This window comes from Micromonospora sp. CNZ296, assembly GCF_007827635.1.
The window spans coordinates 93,694-109,826 of the sequence record NZ_VISW01000012.1; the positions used below are offsets into that span (position 1 = coordinate 93,694).

13 protein-coding genes are annotated in these 16,133 nt (G+C 73.9%); 10 read left to right on the forward strand and 3 right to left on the reverse strand.

Translation table 11 applies throughout. The annotated features are described in order from the left end of the window. Positions 1–70: 70 nt before the first annotated feature. From FB455_RS20535 to FB455_RS20545, 3 genes are all read right to left on the reverse strand, one after another. Positions 71–1,051 carry a carbohydrate ABC transporter permease gene (locus FB455_RS20535; RefSeq protein WP_013284856.1) on the reverse strand — a complete coding sequence of 327 codons (981 nt, stop codon included), beginning with the start codon at positions 1,049–1,051 and terminating at the stop codon, positions 71–73. 119 nt (positions 1,052–1,170) lie between these two features. After that, positions 1,171–2,490, reverse strand: a complete 1,320-nt coding sequence (locus FB455_RS20540; protein WP_013284855.1) for an ABC transporter substrate-binding protein — start codon at positions 2,488–2,490, stop codon at positions 1,171–1,173. A 414-nt stretch (positions 2,491–2,904) separates the two neighbouring features. After that, on the reverse strand, positions 2,905–3,468 hold the full coding sequence (locus FB455_RS20545; RefSeq protein WP_030274683.1) for a plasmid pRiA4b ORF-3 family protein: 564 nt from the start codon (positions 3,466–3,468) through the stop codon (positions 2,905–2,907). Positions 3,469–3,618: 150 nt separating this feature from the next. Here FB455_RS20545 and FB455_RS20550 point away from each other — a divergent pair, with 150 nt between their 5' ends. The 10 genes from FB455_RS20550 to FB455_RS20595 all read left to right on the forward strand — a co-directional run bounded on the left by FB455_RS20550 (position 3,619) and on the right by FB455_RS20595 (position 16,133). Further along, positions 3,619–4,677: a pyrimidine reductase family protein gene (locus FB455_RS20550; RefSeq protein WP_030274685.1), complete on the forward strand. Its 1,059-nt coding sequence runs from the start codon at positions 3,619–3,621 to the stop codon at positions 4,675–4,677. Positions 4,678–5,411: 734 nt separating this feature from the next. Then, a complete protein-coding gene (locus FB455_RS20555; RefSeq protein WP_013474546.1) occupies positions 5,412–7,160 on the forward strand; it encodes an ATP-binding protein in 1,749 nt (582 codons plus the stop codon). 11 nt (positions 7,161–7,171) lie between these two features. After that, entirely contained in the window at positions 7,172–8,320 is a 1,149-nt protein-coding gene (locus FB455_RS20560) for an exonuclease SbcCD subunit D (RefSeq protein ID WP_030274687.1), read from the forward strand. Continuing rightward, entirely contained in the window at positions 8,320–10,794 is a 2,475-nt protein-coding gene (locus FB455_RS20565) for an AAA family ATPase (RefSeq protein WP_145754611.1), read from the forward strand. The genes FB455_RS20560 and FB455_RS20565 overlap by 1 nt, the downstream gene beginning before the upstream one ends. A 25-nt stretch (positions 10,795–10,819) precedes the next feature. After that, entirely contained in the window at positions 10,820–11,791 is a 972-nt protein-coding gene (locus FB455_RS20570) for a hypothetical protein (protein WP_013284849.1), read from the forward strand. Beyond that, positions 11,791–12,648, forward strand: a complete 858-nt coding sequence (locus FB455_RS20575; RefSeq protein ID WP_145754613.1) for a spermidine synthase — start codon at positions 11,791–11,793, stop codon at positions 12,646–12,648. The genes FB455_RS20570 and FB455_RS20575 overlap by 1 nt, the downstream gene beginning before the upstream one ends. An 82-nt stretch (positions 12,649–12,730) precedes the next feature. After that, positions 12,731–13,429 carry a sigma-70 family RNA polymerase sigma factor gene (locus FB455_RS20580; protein ID WP_013284847.1) on the forward strand — a complete coding sequence of 233 codons (699 nt, stop codon included), beginning with the start codon at positions 12,731–12,733 and terminating at the stop codon, positions 13,427–13,429. Next, positions 13,426–14,205 (forward strand): anti-sigma factor family protein, encoded by a 780-nt coding sequence (locus tag FB455_RS20585; RefSeq protein ID WP_013474543.1) that lies wholly within the window; start codon positions 13,426–13,428, stop codon positions 14,203–14,205. The genes FB455_RS20580 and FB455_RS20585 overlap by 4 nt, the downstream gene beginning before the upstream one ends. A gap of 205 nt (positions 14,206–14,410) precedes the next feature. After that, the gene (locus tag FB455_RS20590) at positions 14,411–15,070 is read left to right on the forward strand and encodes a COG4315 family predicted lipoprotein (RefSeq protein ID WP_013474542.1); all 660 of its coding nucleotides are present in this window, start codon (positions 14,411–14,413) and stop codon (positions 15,068–15,070) included. Positions 15,071–15,218: 148 nt separating this feature from the next. Then, a complete protein-coding gene (locus FB455_RS20595; protein ID WP_145754616.1) occupies positions 15,219–16,133 on the forward strand; it encodes a DNA glycosylase family protein in 915 nt (304 codons plus the stop codon).

Sequence of the window (16,133 nt, forward strand, 5' to 3'; positions counted from 1 at the left end):
GGTGGGCGGTCTTGACCGGCGGACTCTGCCGGGTGGGCGGGCGGACGGCGGTGGTCGTCATCTCGTCACCTCACTTGTCGGAGCTGATGCGGCGGGCGAGCAGGTAGTTGATCGCCGACATCAACGCGATGAGCACGAAGAGCACGAGCGCGACCGCCCCGGCGTAGCCCCACCGGAAGCGCTGGTTCATCACGTCGAGCAGGTACATCGTGATGGTCTGGAACTGGCCCTCCGAACCACCGGAGAGACCGCCCGAGCCGCTGGTGAACAGCAGGGGCTCGGTGAACAGCTGGAGGCCGCCGATGGTGGAGATGATCAGCGTGAAGATGATCGTGGGGCGCAGCTGCGGGACCGTGATGGACCAGAACTGGCGCCGCCGGGAGGCGCCGTCCAGCGCCGCGGCCTCGTACATGTCCTTGCTGATCGACTGCATGGCGGCCAGGTAGATCAGCGCGTTGTAGCCGACCCAGCGCCAGTCGACCATGGTGGAGATGGCGAACCAGGAGGCGAAGCGGTTCGCCCGCCAGTCGATCGGGTCCAGGCCGACGCTGTCGAGCAGCCAGTTGACCAGGCCGAAGTCCTTGGCGTAGATCATCGAGAAGATCAGCGCGACCACAGCGGTCGAGGTGATGATCGGCATCGCGATGGCCATCCGGAAGAACGTCTGCGCGCGCAGCTTCCGGTTCAGCGCGTTGGCGAGCATCAGCGCCAGCAGCAGCTGGGGCACTGTGGAGAGCAGGAACATGCCGAACGTGTTGACCACCGCGTTCCAGAACTGCGGGTCCTCGGTGATCAGCTCGACGAAGTTGTCCATCCCGACGAAGGAGATCGTCGAGTTCAGCGGCGACCGGTCGGTCAGCGCGATCCAGACCGTGTACGCGATCGGGTACACGCCGAACACGGCGAAGATCACAAAGAACGGCAGGACGTACAGGTACGGCGAGTACTTCAGGTCCAGCCGGGTCATCGAGGCGGCGCGGCGGCGTGTGTGCCGTGCGGCGCGGGGCGCGCCGGGCTCGGGCGGCGCCGCGGCGTGCAGGTCGAGGCTCATGGGGAGTCCTTCTCCTCGGCCGGCGTCACCCGCCACACGGGCGACGCCGGACTCTGCGGGCACCGCGGGTGGCGCCGGCAGCCAGGGCTGCCGACGCCACCCGCGGGCGGCTCAACCGGTCACTTACCGGCGGCCGCACCGTTCTTCAGGGCCGCCTGCCACTGCTCGTCGGCCGACTTGCCCTGCTCCACGGCGCGCAGCGTGTTCTCCACGGCGGTGCGGACCGCGTTGTTCTTCGGGCCGAGGTAGACCGGCTTCAGGTCGGTGGCGCCGGCGGCGAAGATCTTGCCGACCGGGGCCTTGCTGAAGTAGTCGTTGGTCGAGTCGGCCACGGCCGGGTCGGTGAGCGCCTGCGGGTTCGAGGGCAGGTTGCCGACCGCCTTGTACGCGCCGATCTGGCCCTTGGCGCTGGTCAGGAACTTGGCCAGCTCCGCGGCCTCCTTCTGGTGCTTGCTCGACTTCGGCACGCCGAGGAAGGAGCCGCCCCAGTTGCCACCGGCGCCCGGCGCCTTGGCGATGTCCCACTTGCCGGCCGCCGCGTCACCGGCCTGGCCCTTGATGACACCGGTCATCCAGGCGGGGCAGGCGATGGTGGCGAAGGTGCCGTTCTTGAAGCCGGCGTTCCACTCGTTGGAGAACGACTGGAGGTTGTTGGACAGCCCGGCGGCGATCATCTTGGTGGTGAGCTGGTACGCGGCCTGCACGTCCGGGTTCTGGTCGATGACCAGCTTGTTGCTCTTGTCGTAGTAGGTGTAGCCGGTGCCCTGGCCCGCGATCTGCATCAGCACGACGTTGTAGAAGTTGGTCGCCGAGTCGACGAACTTGTGCTTCTTGTCGGCGGCGGCGAACTTCTGGCCGGTGGCGATGAACTCGTCCCACGTCGGCCAGAGCGCGCCGACCTGCTCGCGGTCGGTGGGCAGCCCGGCGGCCTTGAACAGGTCGCTGCGGTAGCACAGCGCCATCGAGCCGACGTCGGTGCCGAGGCCCAGCACCTTGCCGTCGGGGGTGGTGCCCTGCTCCCACTTCCACGGCAGGAAGTTGCCCTTGAGGTCGTTCGCGCCGTGGTCGGCCAGGTTCACGAACTTGTCGGCCTGGGCGTAGAACTGGACGATGGTGCCCTCTTCCAGGGCCACCACGTCGCCGGCACCCGAGCCCGCGGTGATCTGCTGCGTCAGACGGGTGTTGTAGTCACCGAGGCCGAGGCCCTTGCCCCGCTCCTGGATCTTGACGTTCGGGTGCTCCGCTTCGTACTGCTTGTACAGCTCTTCGTAGCCGAAGCCCTGGTCGCCGAAGACGTCGACGACCAGGGTGACCGGGCCGCCGCCGCTGCCGCTGTCGCCGCTGTCCGAGTCGTCGCCGCAGGCGGCGGTGGTGCCGAGCACGACGACGGACGCGAGCGCGATGGCCGCGAACCGCCGACGACGGATTGGGACGCTCATCCGAGACCCCTCTTTCGGTGGTGAGGCGATATCTGCTGTGTGGTGGGGGGTGCGTTTCGCGCGGGCCGGAGCGGGCAGGAGGGAGATCCGCACCACTCTCGGGAGCGCTCCCATGAGGTTGCCGGGAGGTGACAGGGGTGTCAATAGACCGTTGGGAGCGTTCCCATTTCGTTACCGCGTCGGCGCGCGGCCCCTGCGCGGGGACCGCGCGGTCAGCGGTGCGGCGGTGGCGCCGCGGGTCGCGCGGTCGGTGACGCGGCAGGTGCGCGCGGTCGGTGGCCCGGCTGGTGCGCGCGGTCGGTGACGCGGCGGGTGCGCGCGGTTGGTGGCCCGGCTGGTCGTGCGGTCGGCGGTGCAGTGGTCGCGCGGTCGGCGGTGCAGTTGGTCGCGCAGTCGATGGCGCGAGGGATCGGGTCAGCAGCAGCGGCGCAGCAGGACGGTGGCGCGGTCCGGGTCGAACACGGCCGGATCGAACGCCGGGCCGGCCCACTCCCGCATGGTCGGATGCTCCGGATGCGCGGGATCGGCGAGCGCGGCCAGCAGGACCGCGTACCCGCCCGGACCGCCCACGTCCTCCGGCGGGCAGGCCCGCTCCCCGTCCAGGCACAGCGGGTAACGCTCGTCCGGATCGGCGGCGCAGCAGTCCTCCACCACCAGGTCGTGCTCCCACCAGTCACCGAAGTCGTACGTGTAGCGGAACCGGTCGCCCTTGCCCACGAGCGCGTCCAGCCGGACGTCCAGCTCGTCGCGCAGCGCCAGCTCGTCGCGCAGCGCCAGCTCGCCGTCCGGGTCGGGCTCGCCGTACTGCCGGCCGTCCACGTCGAACGAGTGCAGGTGGCAGTCGCGCCAGCCCATCGCGTGCTGGATCACCCGGTGCAGCCGGTCCAGCGTGTAGCCGCCGGGCACCAGCACCCGCCGCCACACCGGCGGCCGGACGCCAGCCAGCGACACCATGAGCTGGAAGATCTGACGCGACACGACGTCCCATCCTTCCTGGGCATAGGCTGCCTGCATGATCTGCCGAGCCTGCCGGGAACGGCGGCACGACGACTGTCCTGGCCGGAAGTGGTGCGACTGCCAGCACCGTACCCCCGAACCCACCCCTCCGGTCACCGGTCCGGCCGGCGAATGACCGTCGGAACCCCGATCGAACGGATCTGGCCCGCACCCGTCACCGGTGCGCTCACCGATCCGCAGCTCACCGCGCTCTACGGCCGGACGGCCGGCCCGCACCTGCGGGTCAACTTCGTCGCCAGCGCCGACGGCGCGGTCACTCTGGACGGATACTCGGCCGGGCTCTCCGGCGAGCCGGACAAGCGGGTCTTCGGCCTGCTGCGGATGCTCTGCGACGGTCTCGTGGTGGCCGCCGGCACACTGCGGCACGAGGGCTACCGGGCGGTCCGGCTGAGCCCGGAACGCCGGGCCTGGCGCCGCGAGCAGGGGCTGGCCGAGTACCCCACGCTGGTGGTCGTCTCCGGTTCGCTCGACCTCGACCCGGCGCAGGCCGCGTTCGCAGACGCCCCGGTCCGGCCGATCGTGCTCACCCACGCCGACGCCGTACCGCCGCCCGGGCTGGCCGACGTCGCCGACGTGATCCGCTGCGGCACCGACACGGCCGACGACGCTGAGCAGGCCGACGGCACCGGGCAGCCTGGTGGCGCCGGTCAGCCCGACGACGGTGCCGGACGGGTCGACGGCAGCGGCCCGACCGACGGGACCGGGCGGATCGGCGGCGCCGGTCAGTCCGACGGCAGCGGCCCGACCGACGGCTCCGGGCGGACCGGTGGCACCGGTCAGTCCGACGGCAGCGGCCCGACCGACGGCTCCGGGCGGACCGGTGGTGCCGGGCGGACCGGAGGCGCCGGGCGGATTAGCGGCGCCGGGCAGGTCGATCTCGTCGCCGGACTGGCCGAGTTGCGTCGGCGCGGGCTCGGCCAACTGCTCTGCGAGGGCGGCCCGCACCTGTTCGGCGCGCTCACTGCCGCCGACCTGGTCGACGAACTGTGCCTGACCGTGGCGCCGCTGCTCGCCGGCGCCGGGCCGGGCCGGATCACCGCCGGGGACGCCAGCGTCCCGCGTCACCTGCCGCTGCGGCACGTGCTGGCCGCCGCCGACGGCGTGCTGATGCTGCGCTACGCCCGCGACCCCGCCGAGACCCCGCCCGCCGGTTCCGCCCCCGCCGCCTGACCCGCTCGCGGAACGCGGCACGCCCCACAACCCCCGACGCGCACCACGCGCTGGCGCCGCCCTCGCCGCCTGACGCGGCACGCGGCACGCGGCACGCGGCACGCGGCACGCGGCACGCGGCACGCGAGATCTTGGTATCAAACGGCCCCTAGAGGGGCCCTTTCGTACCAAGATCTCCGCGTCGTCCTGACACGCGGGACACGACTCCCGCGGCTCGGGACGCGCAAACCGGAAACGGCGAGTTCGGGGTGGGCAGGCGACGGGTGGAACGCCATGGGTGTCATCGGCCTGCGGAGGCACCCGTGGTGTTCCACCGAGCGGCCGGGCCGGGCCGGACAGCACCGCACCGCGCCGGGCCGGGCCGGGCCGGGCCGGGCCGGGCCGCGCCGCGCCGGGCCGCATCTCGGCCAGCCGACGGCACCGCTGACGGTCATCGGGCGGGCCGCCCGGGAGCCTGCGGCGTCGGCGCGGCAGACGGCCCGCAGACGGCCCGCAGGCGGCGGGTGGCGGAGGGGCGCGGCGCGCTGCGGGCGGGGCGGGGCGGCAGGCTGCGGGCGGCGGAGGGGCGAACGTGGAGGAAAGGCACGCATCGTGATCGGGCGGATTCGGGTGGCTACCGTTCGGCGCACGGGTGACGTGGCGTCCGCCGCGTCGCGTGGCAACCTGTCGCATCCCTCGGGCAGGATGCACGACGTGCACCGCCAACGGTACGACCAGCCGACCGGAGACCGCCGATGACCGACGATCAGCTCGACGGGCCCGGCGAGGGTGTCGGCCGGGTGCTCGGCACCGCCGACGCCACCCCGCTCACCTTCTGGACCGCCGTCGCGCCGGGCAGCTACCTGCAACTCGACGACGTGGTGGTGACCCGTCGCGACCTGCCCGACCGTGAGCCGGTGACGATCGCCGGGGTGGTGACCCAGGTGCGCGCCCGGCACGAGGGGGCGCAGTTCGACTCCGACGTCTTCGCCATCGCCGACGGCACGCTGCCGGCGCAGGTGCAGGAGGCGGCCGAGGTGACCACCACGCGGGTCGACCCGGAGTTCTACGTGCCGCCCACGCCGGGCGCGGTGGTGCACCGGGCCGAGGGTGACGCGCGGGCGCGGGCGCTGCACTTCGACCGGATGGAACGGCGGATCCCGATGGGGATGGGCCGCGACGGCGTGCCGGTCTACCTCAACGCCGACTTCCTCGACGGCACCCGCGGCGCGCACGTGTCGATCTCCGGCATCTCCGGTGTCGCCACCAAGACCAGCTTCGCCACATTCCTGCTCTACTCGGTGTTCCGCTCCGGCGTGCTGGGCGGCGACGCCGTGAACGCCAAGGCGCTGATCTTCAACGTGAAGGGCGAGGACCTGCTCTTCCTCGACCACCCGAACAGCCGGCTCGACGACCCGACCCGGGCCGCGTACGCGAAGCTGGGCCTGGACGCCGGGGCGTTCCCGGACGTGCGGGTGTACGCCCCGCCGCGGGTCGGCGACTCCTCCGGCACGCCGGATGTGAGCAGCCGGCTCACCGGCGTGGACAGCTTCTACTGGACGCTGACCGAGTTCTGCGCCGACCGGCTCCTGCCGTACGTGTTCGCCGACGCGGACGACGAGCGCCAGCAGTACACGATGGTGGTCCACTCGGTCGCCGCGCACCTGGCCCGCTACGCCCAGCCGGCCGACGGCGGGGTGAGCATCGACGGGGTGCGGCTCGGCTCGTACGCCGATCTGGTCGACCACGTGGTCGAGCAGCTCAACGACGACGAGACACGCGGCGAGTGGGCGGGCAGCGCGGTCGGGCTGGGCACCGTCAACGCGTTCGCCCGCCGGCTCATCGGCAGCAAGAAGGACCTGGGCCGGCTCATCCGGGGCGACCTGGCGATGCGCCGCCCGCACTCGATCAACACGGCGGAGAGCGCCCAGGTCACAGTGGTCGACCTGCACAACCTGCCGGATCGCGCGCAGCGGTTCGTGGTCGGCGTGACGCTCAAGAGCGAGTTCGAGCGCAAGGAGAAGGCCGGCACCGCCAAGCCGCTGCTGTTCGTCGTGCTCGACGAGCTGAACAAGTACGCGCCACGGGAGGGCTCGTCGCCGATCAAGGAGGTGCTGCTCGACATCGCCGAGCGGGGCCGCTCACTGGGCGTGATCCTGGTCGGCGCGCAGCAGACCGCCAGCGAGGTGGAACGGCGGATCGTCACCAACTCGGCGATCCGGGTGGTGGGCCGGCTCGACCCGGCCGAGGCGTCCCGCCCGGAGTACGGCTTCCTGCCGCCCGCCCAGCGGCAGCGGGCGCTGCTGGCCAAGCCGGGCACGATGTTCGTCAACCAGCCGGACATCCCGGTGCCGCTCTGCCTGGAGTTCCCGTTCCCGGCGTGGGCCACCCGGGTCTCGGAGGCGGGCCGCGCGCCCTCGGAGACGCTACGGTCGATCACGCAGGCCGCCGATCCGTTCGCGGTGGTCGGCTCCGGCTCCTCCGACGACGACATCCCGTTCTAGGCGGCACCCAGATGAAGATCCTGCACACCTCGGACTGGCACGTCGGCAAGGTCCTCAAGGGGCAGTCCCGGGCCGAGGAGCACAAGCAGGTCCTCGCCCAGGTCATCGACATCGCCCAGCGTGAGCGGCCCGACCTGGTGATCGTCGCCGGTGACCTGTACGACACCGCCGCGCCGACCCCGGAGGCGACCCGGCTGGTGACGCGGGCGCTGACCGCGCTGCGGCGAACCGGGGCCGACGTGGTGGCGATCGGCGGCAACCACGACAACGGCGCGGCGCTGGACGCGCTGCGGCCGTGGGCCGAGGCCGCCGGGATCACGCTGCGCGGCAGCGTCCGGGAGAACCCGGACGAGCACGTCGTCGACGGGGTCACCGCCGGCGGGGAGCGCTGGCGGCTCGCCGCGCTGCCGTTCCTGTCCCAGCGGTACGCGGTGCGCGCGGTGGAGATGTACACGCTCACCCCGGCCGAGGCCAACCAGACGTACGCCGACCACCTGGGGCGGGTGCTGGACCGCCTCGCCGAGGGGTTCACCGAGCCGGACCGCGTGCACCTGGTGACGGCGCACCTGACTGTGGTCGGGGCGAGCACCGGCGGCGGTGAGCGGGACGCGCACACGGTGCTCGGATACGCGGTTCCGGCGACAGTCTTCCCCGGCAACGCGCACTACGTGGCGCTGGGTCACCTGCACCGCTCGCAGCGGGTCATCGGCCCGTGCCCGATCCGCTACAGCGGCAGCCCGCTCGCCGTCGACTTCGGCGAGCAGGAGAACGTCGGCTCGGTGACGATCGTGGAGGTGACAGCCACCACCGCCGCCCGTATCCGCGAGGTGCCGGTGCCGGGCGCGGTGCCGCTGCGCACGGTACGCGGCACGCTCGCGCAGCTCGCCGAGATCGAGGCGCCGGAGGGCTGGCTGCGCGTCTACGTCCGGGAGCAGCCCCGGGCCGGGCTGCGCGAGGAGGTGCAGGAGCTGCTGCCCCGGGCGCTGGAGATCCGGATCGATCCGGAGCTGGTGCCCGCTCCGGGCAGCGGGACACGGACGGCTCAGCGGGCCGGCCGGTCGCCGGGCGAGTTGTTCGGCGACTACCTGGACAGCCGCGGGCACGCCGACGAGGGTGTCCGGGAACTCTTCGACGAGCTGCTCGAGGAGGTGGAGCACTGATGCGGCCGATGCGGCTGGACATGGCCGGGTTCACGGTGTTCCGCGACGAGACGACTGTCGACTTCACCGACGCGGACTTCTTCGCGCTGGTCGGGCCGACCGGTTCGGGCAAGTCGACGGTGCTCGACGCGATCTGTTTCGCCCTCTACGGCACGGTGCCGCGCTGGGGCGGCGCCCGGGGGCTGGCGAACGCGCTGGCGCCGTCGGCGACCGAGGCGCGGGTCCGGCTGGTCTTCGAGTCCGCCGGGGACCGCTACGTGGCGACCCGGGTGGTGCGCCGCGACGGCCGGGGCACTGTGAAGACGGCGAACGCCGGTCTCCAGCTCATGCCGCCGGGGTTCGACGTCACCAAGCTCGACACCGGGCTCAGCCCGGACGATCTGGGCGAGGTGGTGGCGGGCACCCCGGCCGAGATGGAGCAGGCGGTGCTGGACGCGGTGGGGCTGCCGTACGAGCAGTTCACCTCGTGCGTGGTGCTGCCGCAGGGACAGTTCGCCGACTTCCTGCACGCCAAGCCGGCCACCCGTCAGCAGATCCTGGTGAACCTGCTCGGGCTGGGCGTCTACGAGTCGGTGCAGAAGAAGGCGGTCGAGCGGGCCGGGCAGGCCGAGGCGAAGCTGGAGACCGTCGACAAGATGCTCGGCGGGCTCGCCGACGTCGACGACGAGAGTCTGACCGCCGCCCGGGAGCGGGTGGACGCGATGCGGGAACTGGCCGCAGCGGTCGCTGCCGCCGTACCCGAATGGGAGCGGGCCCGGGCGACGGCGGGTGAGCGGGCCGCGGCGCTTGCCGCCCTCGACGCCGAGCTGGGTGTGCTGGCCGGGGTGCGGCCGCCGGACGGCACCGCCGAGCTGGCGCGGGCGGTGACGCAGGCCCGGGTCGCCGCCGACGAGGCGGCGGCCGCGGTCGGGCTGGCCGAGGAGCGCGAGGAGAAGCTGCGCGGGGAGCTGGCCGCCGCCGGTGACGAGAGCGCGCTGCGGCTGCACCTGAAGGCGTACGCGGACCGGGACCGGCTGACCGCGGAGGCGGCGACGGTCCGCGCGGCGGTGGACGCGGCGCGGACCGAGCACGAGGCGGCGGTGGCGGCACTGGCGGCGGCGCGGGCGGACGCGCAGCGGGCCGAGACGGAGCTGGAGTCGGCGTTCCGCGCGCACGAGGACGCGAAGGCCGCCGACCAGGCGGTGGCGCTGCGGGCGCACCTGGTCGGCGGCGCGCCCTGCCCGGTGTGCGAGCAGACCGTCACCGCGGTGCCGGCGGTGCCGAAGGGTTCGGCGGTGAGCCGGGCGATCGAGGCGGGCAAGGCCGCGCGCGCGGCGAGCGAGGCGGCCAAGCGGGTGGTGCAGGAACGCGACACCGCGGCCCGCGACTCCGACCGGGTGCTGCTGCGCGCCCGGACCCAGCACGACCAGTTCGGCGCGCGCCTGGCCGAGCTGGACGAGCAGCTCACGGACGCGCCCGCGCCGGAGCGGCTGCGCGAGTCGCTGGCCGAGCACGCGCGGCTGCGGACGGCACTGGAGGAGGCGGCGGGCGCGGTGCGGGCCGGCCGGGAGGCGGCCCGGCGGGCGCGGGGCGCACTCGACGCCGCGCAGGAGCGGCTGCGCCGGGCCTGGCGTGACTTCGACGCGGTACGCGACGGGCTGGCCCGGTTCGGGCCGCCGGCCGCCGACCGGGACGACGTGGCGGCGGCGTGGGCGGCGCTGGCCGGCTGGGCGGGCGAGCAGGCGCAGGCGCGGCGCGCGGAACGGGACGGGCTGGCCGACTCGGTGGAGGCGGCGCAGCGGGCCGCGGCCGAGGTCGCCGACGGGATCGCCGCGTTGTTCACCGCGGCGGGGCTGGACGCCCCCCAGGACGCGAGGCGCGACGTGGCGGTGGCGGTGGAGCGGGCCGAGGCGGAGTTGCGCCGGCTCGACGAGCGCCGCGAGCAGGCCGCCGGGCTGCGGGAGCAGCGGGCCGGGCACGAGCACGAGGCCCGGGTGGCGCGGGCGCTCGCCTCGCACCTGCGGGCCAACAACTTCGAGCGCTGGCTGCTCACCGAGGCGCTGGACCTGCTGGTCGACGGCGCGTCGGGGATCCTGCGGGAGCTGTCCGGCGGGCAGTACGACCTGGTGCACGACAAGGGTGAGTTCTTCGTGGTCGACCACCACGACGCCGGGCTGCGGCGCGGGGTGCGCACGCTGTCCGGCGGGGAGACGTTCCAGGCGTCGCTGGCGTTGGCGCTGGCGCTGTCCGAGCAGCTCGCCGGCATGTCCACCACCGCCGCGAGCCTGGAGTCGATCGTCCTGGACGAGGGTTTCGGCACGCTCGACGCGGCGACGCTGGACACGGTCGCGGCGACGCTGGAGAACCTGGCCGCCCGGGGCGACCGGATGGTCGGCGTGGTCACCCACGTGCCGGCGCTGGCCGAGCGCATCCCGGTCCGGTTCGAGGTCCGCAAGGACGCGCGGACGGCCCGGGTGGAACGGACCGGCCTGTGACCGGCACGGGCCGGCGGAGCGCCGCGTGACCGGGCCGTCGCCGGCGTTCTTCGTCGACGCGTGGGATCCGTCGTACGGCGCGTCGTTCGAGGCGGCCGGCGGCTCCGGGCCGGCCGCGCCGAGCAGCGCGCAGGTCGACGCCGACGTCGAACTGCCGGCCACCGACTGGCGGGCGATCGGCCCGCGCGCGGGCGTGCGGGCGCCGGACGTGGTGCTGCTCGTCGACGGGGTACGCCGGATCGACGCCAGCGTCTGGACGGCCGAGGAGGACGGCGGTTCGTTCCCCGGCATCGCCGCCTCGTACGCGGCCGGTGTGGTCCGCTGCGACCTCGACCGGGGCGCCGCCGAGATGGCCGGTTCCCGGGTGGGCCGTGGCCTGTTCACGGCGAGCCCGTCGGCGCAGGACGTGGTCGCCGGGACGGTCCGCTACCCGGTGCACCGGGTCAGCGGCACCGGTGAGCTGAGCAAGCTGCCCGCGGCGGTGCAGGCGCCGCTGACCGCGCTGGAGGTGGCCGTCTCCGACGCGGTACGCACCGACGGCGACCTGCTGGTGGTGGACGGCCCGCTGCGCAGCCGGCGGAACCTGCCGCGCACGCTCGGGTACATCAAGACGCAGCACAGCCAGTACCTGGACGCCCGGCTCACCGCTGTGGTGACCGGGCTGGCGCCGGGCGAGCGCTGCCCGGTGTTCCGGCTGGGCACGGCCTGGGGCGGCTGGTCGTGGTATCTGCGGCTGCCGGTGCGCGCCGGCGCGCCCTGGGCGGGCATCGTGCGGGTGGAGTGCTCCGCCGACCTGACCGTGCCGGAGGCGATCGCGCTTGCCGACCTGTCGCTGGTGACGCTGCCCCGGTTCGCCTCCACCCCGTACAAGGATCCGCGCGCCCCGCAGAACCTGGTGCCGATCGCCGGGCTGGAACGCCGCCTGCGCGGGATGCTCGGCGATGCGCGGCTGCTGCACCGGGTGCTCACCGCCGCGGCGCGCGGGATGCGGCGCTGATGGGCCGGCGACGCGACTCCGACCGGGTGACGGCCGACGTCGACACCGGCCGGGCCGAGCTGGTGCCGGACGCCGACCGTCCGGGCTCCTGGACGCTGCTGCTCGACGGCGCGCCGCAGTCGCATGTGGACCTCGACGACCCGTCGCACCTGGAGTTCGAGTACGTCCGGCGGCTGGCCGCCGCGCTGGACCTGGTGGCACCGGCCGGGACGCCGCTGCGGGTGCTGCACCTGGGCGGCGGCGCGCTCACCCTGCCCCGCTACGTGCAGACCACCCGGCCCGGTTCAACGCAGCGGGTGTCCGAGGTGGACGGCGCGCTGGTCGAGCTGGTCCGCCGCGAGCTGCCCTGGCCGTCGGATCCGCGCCTGAAGGTCCGGGTGGCCGACGCGCGGGCGACGCTGACGTCGAGCCGGGACGGCGCGTACGACGTGATCGTGGCCGACGTGTTCGCCGGCGCCCGTACCCCCGCGCATCTGACCTCGGTGGAGTACGCCGCCGAAGTGGCCCGGGTGCTCGCGCCCGGCGGCAGCTACCTGGCGAACGTGGCCGACGGACCGCCGCTGCGGCACGCCCGCGCCCAGGTCGCGACGGTGCGTACCGTGCTGCCCCGGGCCTGCCTGGTCGGCGACGCGGCGGTGCTGCGCGGCCGGCGCTACGGCAACCTGGTCCTGGTGGCGTCCCGGGTGGAGCCACCGGTGCCGGAGCTGACCCGGCGGGCGGCGGGTGACTGGTTCCCCGGCCGGGTGCTGGCCGGTGCCGAGCTGGACCGGTTCACCGGCGGCGCGGCGGTGGTCCACGACGCGGACGCCGTCGACTCCACTCCCCCACCGCCGGGAATTTTTTCAGTCAAACGTTGATCCGATCGGCTGATCGCTGCGTATCCCCGGGCGGCCATGCCCGTGGGGGGCCGGCTGATGTCATTGGACAGCGGAGGTCTGCATGCATGCGGTGGCGGCCGGCTGGCACGGCGAGGTGGCGCGGCCCGAGTGGATGTTCGCCCGGGCACAACCACACTCGCGCGCCTCGCGTTCGGGCCGGGGGGTCGACGCCCGGTCCACCGATCGCCAGAATGACCCGGTGCCGCCGCGACCCGCTCCCGGACGCCACCAGGCGACCTCCGCCGAGGCCAGCCACTCCGACCAGTTGATCCGCCTGCTGTACGCCGAGCACGCCGGCCCGCTGCTGATGTTCGTGATGCGGCTGACCGGCGGGGACCGGCAGCGCGCCGAGGACATCGTGCAGGAGACGCTGCTGCGGGCCTGGCGCAACGCGCACCGGCTCGGCGTGCAGGGCCAGGGCTCGCTGCGCCCCTGGCTCGTCACCGTGGCCCGGCGGATCGCCATCGACGAGCACCGCAGTGAGCAGGCCCGCCCACCCGAGACGTACGACCGGGATCTGACCATGTTCGCCGAGTCGGACAGCACCGACCGGGTGCTGCGCACGATGACCGTAGCGGACGCGCTGCGTACGCTGAGCCAGTCGCACCGGGAGATCCTGGTGGCGACCTACTTCCGGGGGCGCACCGTGCCGGAGGCGGCCGAGGAGCTGGGGCTCCCGCTCGGTACCGCCAAGTCACGGGTCTACTACGCGCTGCGCGCGTTGCGCACGGCTCTGCAGGAGAGGGGGGTGACCGAATGAGCCGGGCCGATCACATGGACGTCGCCGCGTACGCGCTCGGCGTACTGGACGCGCAGGACGCGGAGCGGTTCGAGGAGCACCTGGCCACCTGCTGGGCCTGCGCGGCGGAACTGGAGACGATGGTCCCGGTGGTGGGACTGCTCTCCGGCATCGACGGCGAGGCGATGGCCGCGCTGGAGCAGACGCACACCGATCCGGCGCTGCTGGACCGGACACTGATGGCGGTACGACGGGACCGCCGTCGTACCCGGGTGCGGCAGTTGCTGGCGACGGCGGCGGCCGTGGTGGTGTTCGGCGGCGCGAGCGCGGCGGCGGCCGGGATGCTCGGCGACGATCCGGCGCCGCCGCAGGCCGGGCCGACGCAGGCCGCGCCGAGCGTGGCGCCGAGCGGCGAGCCGGGCAACCCGAACGACCCGGGCGTCGGCGGGAAAGAGGACATCGAGGGCGACCAGCACAACGCGACCGACCCGGGGACCGGCGTGCAGACCACGATGTGGCTGGCCCGCAAGGAGTACGGCACGCAGATCGCGGTGCAGCTCAGCCGCCTGCCGGGGCCGCGCACGTGCCGGCTGGTGGTGGTCCGCAAGAACGCCACGAGCGAGGTGATCTCCACCTGGTCGGTGCCGGTCGGCGGCTACGGGACGAACCAGAACCAGCTTCCGCTGGAGCTGAGCGCGTCCACCTCGGCCCCGGTGCGTGACATCGACAAGCTCCAGGTGCAGTCGGTCGACGCGAACGGCGTGGCGAGTCCGCTGGTGACGGTGGACGACATCTGATCTGGTGTGCCGACGGCGCCGGGTGGCTGAGCCACCCGGCGCCGTCGCGTCGTGCCCGGGCCGGCGGACCCCCTCGTGCTGACGCACGCATGCCGGCTTCCATCGGTTCAATCGGTCCACTGTGAAATGTGCCACCCTTGCGGGTTCAACCTTGACAGCGCTGCGCCCGTACTACTCGGCGAACTGCCAAGAACGAGGAGGGCACGTGGCACACCACAAGCGGACGACCGTCATCGTCGCGAGCGCGATGGTCGCACTTACGGCCTGCGCCCCAGCGGGCTACAACGGGGCGAACTCGGGCGCGGCCGAGCCGGTCGCCGTCGCCGCGGCCGAACCCACCGCGGCGGCCGAACCAGAGGCGTCGGCGGCTCCCGAGGAGGAGCCGGTCGCGGACAAGGCGCCCCCGGCCAACGTGAAGATCACCGACGAACTGGTCGGCAAGAAGCTGCCCCGGATGGGCCGCGTCGTCACCGACCAGGACGGCTGGGTGCTGTACCGGTTCGACAAGGACTCCGACGACCCGCCGCAGTCCAACTGCGTGGACAAGTGCGCCGAGGTGTGGCCGCCGTCGCTCACCGACGGCAACCCGCAGCTGCGCGGCGTCTCCGACGACAAGGTCGGCACCATCACCCGTCAGGACGGCACCCGGCAGCTCACCATCGGCGGCTGGCCGGTCTACCGCTACATCGGCGACAAGAAGCCCGGCCAGTGGAAGGGCCAGGGCGTCGGCGGCACCTGGTTCGTGGTCGACCCGAACGGCAAGAAGAACCTGACCTGCCTGCCGACCGGCACGCCCAAGGCGGTCGCGCCGCCCGCGGCGGGCAGCTCGGACAGCTCCGGCGGCGGCTCGGACTACTCGTACTGACACCGCAGGACACGGTGACCGGTCGCCGCCGGGGAGGGCGTGGCCGGTCACCGTCGCGAACCCCGGGAGGCGGGCCGCACCGGCATCGGCCCGCCTCCCGGCCAGGCGTGCCCGGCGTCACGGCCGGGCCGCGTGGCAGAGTGGCCTGGTGACCTCGCCCGACGCCCGCCGTACGCTGCGCCCGCCGGCCGGCTACCGGCTGGCCGCCTCGGTGCGGGCGCTCACGTTCAGCCCGTACGACCCGTGTGCGCGGATCGCCGCCGGCACGTTCTGGTGGGCCACCCGCACCCCGGACGGCCCGGCCACGCTGACGCTGCGCCCGTCCGCCGGCGACCTGCTGGCCGAGGGGTACGGGCCCGGCGCGGCCTGGGTGGTCGAGCGGGCCGACCGGATCGCCGGGCTCTGCGACGACCTGACCGGGTTCGCCGCGCTCGCCGGTACGCACCCGCTGGTGGCCCGCCTGGCCCACACGCACCACGGGCTGCGGATGCCCGCCACCGGCCAGATCTTCCCCCGGCTGCTGCGGGCGGTCTTCGAGCAGAAGGTCACCGGCAAGGAGGCGTACCGGGCGTACGCCGCCACAGTGCGGCACTTCCGGGAACCGGCGCCCGGCCCGCTGCAACCACTGCTGCTGCCGCCGGAGCCCGCCGCGGTGGCGGCCACGCCGTACTGGGTGTTCCACCCGTTCGGGGTCGAGCAGCGGCGCGCCGACACGCTGCGCCGCGCGGCGGCCGTCGCGGACCGGCTGGAACGCTGCGCCGACTCGGCGGAGGCCACCCGGCGGCTCACCGCCATCCCCGGCATCGGGCCGTGGACCGCCGCCGAGGTGGTGCGGATCGCGTACGGCGACGCGGACGCGGTGAGCGTCGGCGACTACCACGTGCCGAACACCGTGGCGTGGGCGCTGGCCGGTGAGGCGCGCGGCGACGACGCCCGGATGCTGGCGCTGCTGGAGCCGTTCCGGGGACACCGCGGCCGGGTGTGCGTGCTGCTGGAGGCGGCAGGCGTCCAGGCCCCGAAGTACGGCCCGCGCGCCCCGATCCGCTCCTTCGCCCGCTACTGA